General features: G+C 66.9%; 6 protein-coding genes. 2 read left to right on the plus strand and 4 right to left on the minus strand.

The genetic code is table 11. The annotated features are described in order from the left end of the window. Positions 1-19: 19 nt before the first annotated feature. Positions 20-379, minus strand: a complete 360-nt coding sequence (locus ACU5AP_RS15955) for a c-type cytochrome (RefSeq protein WP_446681520.1) — start codon at positions 377-379, stop codon at positions 20-22. Positions 380-507: 128 nt separating this feature from the next. Here ACU5AP_RS15955 and ACU5AP_RS15960 point away from each other — a divergent pair, with 128 nt between their 5' ends. Together ACU5AP_RS15960 and ACU5AP_RS15965 are read left to right on the plus strand one after the other, a co-directional pair. Then, positions 508-1,248, plus strand: a complete 741-nt coding sequence (locus tag ACU5AP_RS15960; RefSeq protein WP_446681521.1) for a c-type cytochrome — start codon at positions 508-510, stop codon at positions 1,246-1,248. A 72-nt stretch (positions 1,249-1,320) separates the two neighbouring features. Continuing rightward, entirely contained in the window at positions 1,321-1,767 is a 447-nt protein-coding gene (locus ACU5AP_RS15965; RefSeq protein ID WP_446681522.1) for a DUF305 domain-containing protein, read from the plus strand. On the opposite strand, the gene ACU5AP_RS15970 is transcribed toward ACU5AP_RS15965, so the two are convergent. The 3 genes from ACU5AP_RS15970 to ACU5AP_RS15980 form a co-directional block, all read right to left on the minus strand. After that, positions 1,764-2,480, minus strand: coding sequence for a cytochrome b (locus tag ACU5AP_RS15970; RefSeq protein WP_446681523.1), 717 nt, complete (start codon positions 2,478-2,480; stop codon positions 1,764-1,766). The two genes, ACU5AP_RS15965 and ACU5AP_RS15970, sit on opposite strands and share 4 nt — an antisense overlap. Next, a complete protein-coding gene (locus ACU5AP_RS15975) occupies positions 2,477-3,199 on the minus strand; it encodes a cytochrome c oxidase assembly protein (protein ID WP_446681524.1) in 723 nt (240 codons plus the stop codon). Before ACU5AP_RS15975 ends, ACU5AP_RS15970 begins: the two co-directional genes overlap by 4 nt. A gap of 43 nt (positions 3,200-3,242) precedes the next feature. Further along, a partial coding sequence (locus tag ACU5AP_RS15980) for an erythromycin esterase family protein (protein ID WP_446681525.1) occupies positions 3,243-4,341 on the minus strand: 1,099 nt, incomplete at its 5' end.

Below are 4,341 nucleotides of genomic sequence, written 5' to 3' on the forward strand. Positions count from 1 at the left end.
GCCCAGCATGTCCGGCGTCTCAGTCGTCATCGAGCGTATAGAGATAGGCCGCTATGTCGCGGGCTTCGGCTTGGGTCAGGGGCATGGGCGGCATGCCGGTGTCGGGCAGCAACGACGGCGCGTCGCGCACGAAGGCGGCCATGACCGCAGGCTGGTTCGGCAGTCGCCCTGCGATCATCGGCCGCGCCCCGACGCCCGCCAGCGATCCGCCGGTCCGCCCCTCGGGCCAGACCACACCGGGAATGACGTGGCAGGCGCCGCAGCCCTGGGTCCGGATCAGGCGCAGCCCCTCGACCGCGTCGGTGCCCGCCAGGTCGCGCGGCGCCCCAGCCTTGTCCGCGCAGGCGGTGAGGCCCAGCAGGCCGACGGCCGAGATCACAGCCCCTATCTTCCCCATCGTCGCGACATGACAGCATCCGGCCCCTTTCCGCTTCGCCAGAACCAATCCGCCGGGCGGCCAGGGGTTCCGAGGCGGAACCGGCGCCGCAAAGCCGGTGTTGGATCAGGGTGCGCGCCCTGCTCCTCGCTTTTCTGGGATTGACCCTCGCCGCCTGCGATACGACGCCGGGCGCAACCGATCGCGCTTTTCAGGCGTCCGGCGAGATCATCGCCATGGGTGGCGGGGCGGGCGGCGCAGCCAACGCCTGTTTCACCTGCCACGGCCTGAAGGGCGAAGGCGACGGCGTCTCGACGCCGCGTCTGGCCGGCCTGGACCAAGGCTATCTGCAGAAACAGATGGAGGACTACGCCAGCGGCCTGCGCCCTGACGACGTCATGACCCGCGTGGCCAGGGGTCTGGATCAGGACGCGCGCCAGACGGTGGCGGCCTGGTACGCCAGACTGCCCGCGCCCGCCGTGCGAGCTTCAACCGCCTCCCCGCCTCCGATCTGGCTGACTGGCGATACGGCCCGCGGCATCACCGCCTGCGCCGCCTGCCATGGCGTTGAGGGCCAGGGCGCGGGCGAAGGTCAGCCGATCGTGGCCGGGCAGCCCGCCGCCTATACGCTGGAACAGATTGACCGCTGGAAGTCTGGCGAGCGGCGAAACGACCCGCGCGGCGTCATGGCCGCAGCCGTCCAAAGGCTGACGGACGACGAAGCCCGCGCCATCGCCGCCTGGCTGTCGACCCAGCCGCCCTCCCCGGTCCGCGCCGAAGCGTCGATCGCCCGCGCCGCCTCGATCGCTGCTGCCGCGCGCCCGGCCGCGTCGCGCGAGATCCGCCGCCCCGCTCGTTCCGACGGCGGCTGAACTCTTCGGGAACAGGCCACGCACACAGCGATTGGTTGTCTCACGACTAGAACAACCCGGTGGAGGCCGCTCATGCACGCCCACAGCTATCGCAATCTCGCAATCGAGCTGCTGATCGACTTCGTCATCATGTATCTGGTGATGTTCACCACGATCGCGACGCTCGATCATTTCCGCTTCAACCTGAACAACGTCTATATGACGCTGATGATGGTCGCGCCGATGGCCGTGGTCATGCTGCTGTCGATGCGTTCGATGTTCCAAAACAGACGCGCCAACTGGATCATCATCGGAGTCGCCGCCGTCGTATTCGCCGCCAGCTTCTACGCCATGCGCACCCAGGCGGCCATTAACGACCAGGAGCTGATCCGCGGCATGATCCCCCATCATTCCGGGGCGATCCTGATGTGCGAAAAGGCCAAGCTGATCGACCCTGAGCTCACCGCCCTGTGCGATGAAATCATCGTCGCTCAAGAGCGGGAGATCGCCCAAATGCAGGCGATCCTGGACCAACTCTAGACCTGGAAGCGGGTGCGGCCGCGCCGCAGCCTCCGAACGGTCGTCGCGATCCTTTTCTCCAGCGCGCGCCATCGTCGCTGCCATCGCGTGCGGCGCGGCCTCAGTTGAGGCACGACCGGCAGCATGGCGTGAAAGACGTCGTCGCGGTCGATCAGGTGATGCTTCAGCGCCGCCCCCGCATGAATCGGGATCATCAGCAGAAGAGCGACAATCAACGCCCAGTGCATCCACTCCGCCGCAGCCTCGACCGCCCACAGCTGGCGGTTCGACAAATTCTGCATCGGCAACAGCGGCCATGGAATGAAGCCCGCCGCATCCAACTGGGTGTTTCGCGCCGTCGCAGAGACCATCGCCCAACCCGACAACGGCAGGCCGAACAGACAGATGTAGAAAACATAGTGGGTGACACGGGCCGCCGTGCTTTCCCACCCCGGCTTGTCTGCGTCATTGATCAGGTCCGGCGCGACCAGCCGCCAGGTCAGGCGGCCGATCACCAACAGCAGCATCAGCACGCCGACGGCGAAGTGGACCTCATAGGCGGCGACCTTCTCGCCGCCGACCGGCAACCGCCCCATCCGCCAGCCCCAGCCCAACTGGAAGGCGACCAGGCCCGCCATGATCCAGTGAAACCATATGGCGACGGGGGCATAGCGTCCTTCGTCATGATGACCGGCGGCCCATTCCAGCGCCTGTCCGATCAACCGGTCGATCATGCCGCCGCCTCGCCCGCCGGTTTCAACAGACCGTGAAGGCGCCAGAGGGCGACCAGGAGATAGGCCGCCGCCGCCGGCGCCCACATGATGAGCCCGGCCGCCTGCTGGTCCTCCAGCGGCGTCATGTTCCAGGCCATGGTGCTGGCGAAATGCGGCGCATAGAGCGGCTGGCCCGCAAACACGATCAGGGCACCCAGAAGCCCCATCAGCAGCATGGCCGCCAGCAATGCGGCGACGGCCGCATGGCCTCTGGCGCCGCGCACGGCCGCCCAGAACCAGACTGCGCTGCCCAGAATAGTGAGCTGCATCAACCAGTAGATCGCATCATGCGACAGGGCCTGGGCATAGAGACCCGGCGCATGCCAGGCCCAGAAGATCACCGCTTGCGCGGCCGTCGCCGCCGCCAGCCTCGGCTTTCTCATCGCCGGCACACAAAGGACCAGCAAGGGGGCCGCCGCCAGCACGAGCAAAAGGTGGTGCAACGTCCGTGCGGTGAACAACGCCGAACTCAGCGCGCACAGAGGCGAGATGAAGCCGATCGCCAGCACCGCTATCGCAGCCGTATATCGCCCCCTTTCCGGCCGGCGCAGCAGAACCAGCCCCGCGACCGTCGCAGCCGTCAGAACGACCCAGAGAATCGGATCGCCGTTCCAGCGGCTCAGCGCCTCGACCGGATCGGGCGCGGGCCCGCAATAAGGTGTCCAGACGGCATCGACCATTCTGGGCCAACGCCTGCGCGCAGCGACGGTTCACTAAGCCGGATCACGCCAGGCCTTCGCCGTCCCGCAGATAGATCGCGGCATCATAGCCTCGGCCATAGGGCACCTCGGCGGAGAAGCTGAGATCAAGCAAGCGCGACCGGAAAAAATCGCCGTGCGCCAAGCCTTTGAAGTCGACGACGACTGCGCCGCTTCCACGATCGAGCAGCGCCGCCTCAAGCGAATTCGGCTCTTGGGTCGGGACGGGACGGGTCACGCTGACGTCGATTTCGGATCCATCCAGCGCCTTGTGCGACAAAGCGCTGACGTGGCCGCGCCCAAGGGTCGTCGCAATCGCGCATACCCTGTCGGGAAAGGCGCGGGAGATCACGCCGCCGACGTAGGCTAGGGCGGTCTTCTGCGCGTCGCTCATGGCGGCGATCTGGGCGGCCGGTCCTTTATCGCGAACGTCCAGATAGACCGTAGAGTCCTTCAGGATGTGGTTGTTGTGCGCCCAGACGATGATCTTCCGTCCGGGGTGCTTATGACGGATCAGCCAGCCGAGATTGGCGGCCATGGCTTCGTCCCTGGAATGGCCCAGCCATGCGAACCGGGCCCAGGCGTCAAGGCTGGCCAGTTCGGCGAGAATCTGTCCGCTGGCGTCGCCCGGCGCGGCGTCATCGCGACGAAGCAGGGACACGAAGCGGGCGATTGCGGTGAAATAGGCCTCCTGCACCGCCGTTTCCGGCGGCGCGTCGAATTCCGCCGATTGAAGAGCGGCGTAGCCGCGGACCAAGGCCTCGAACGCGTCTTCGGGCAAGCTGACAGCCGTCGCGACGGGGCGCAGGACATCGACCACGCCGCTACGGGCGCTTGCGCCCTTCAGCCGACAGTCGAAGCCGCAGACGTCAAGTCGCCCGCCGGCCCGAAAGACGGTCTCGACATAGGCCCATAGTCCATCGGCGGCGGGCGCCCTGCCCCAGAAGTCATAGATGTTGGTCTGCGCGAACGGACGGACCTCTTCCGGTCGCGAGATATCGTCCCACCCTCGAGTGACGGACCAGAAGTCCGCTTCGAACGCCAGAACATCAAAGCCGAACCGCCTGTGCAGAAGCTCGACCAGCCGCCCGCGCAACCGGATGGAGGCCCCGTCGCCATGGCTG

Source organism: Brevundimonas sp. RM1, from assembly GCF_052907225.1.

Excerpts from the sequence above, each read along its gene's own strand:
- ACU5AP_RS15965 (WP_446681522.1), top strand. The coding sequence starts at position 1,321 with ATGCACGCCCACAGCTATCGCAATCTCGCAATCGAGCTGCTGATCGAC.
- ACU5AP_RS15970 (WP_446681523.1), bottom strand. The coding sequence starts at position 2,480 with ATGATCGACCGGTTGATCGGACAGGCGCTGGAATGGGCCGCCGGTCAT.
- ACU5AP_RS15975 (WP_446681524.1), bottom strand. The coding sequence starts at position 3,199 with ATGGTCGATGCCGTCTGGACACCTTATTGCGGGCCCGCGCCCGATCCG.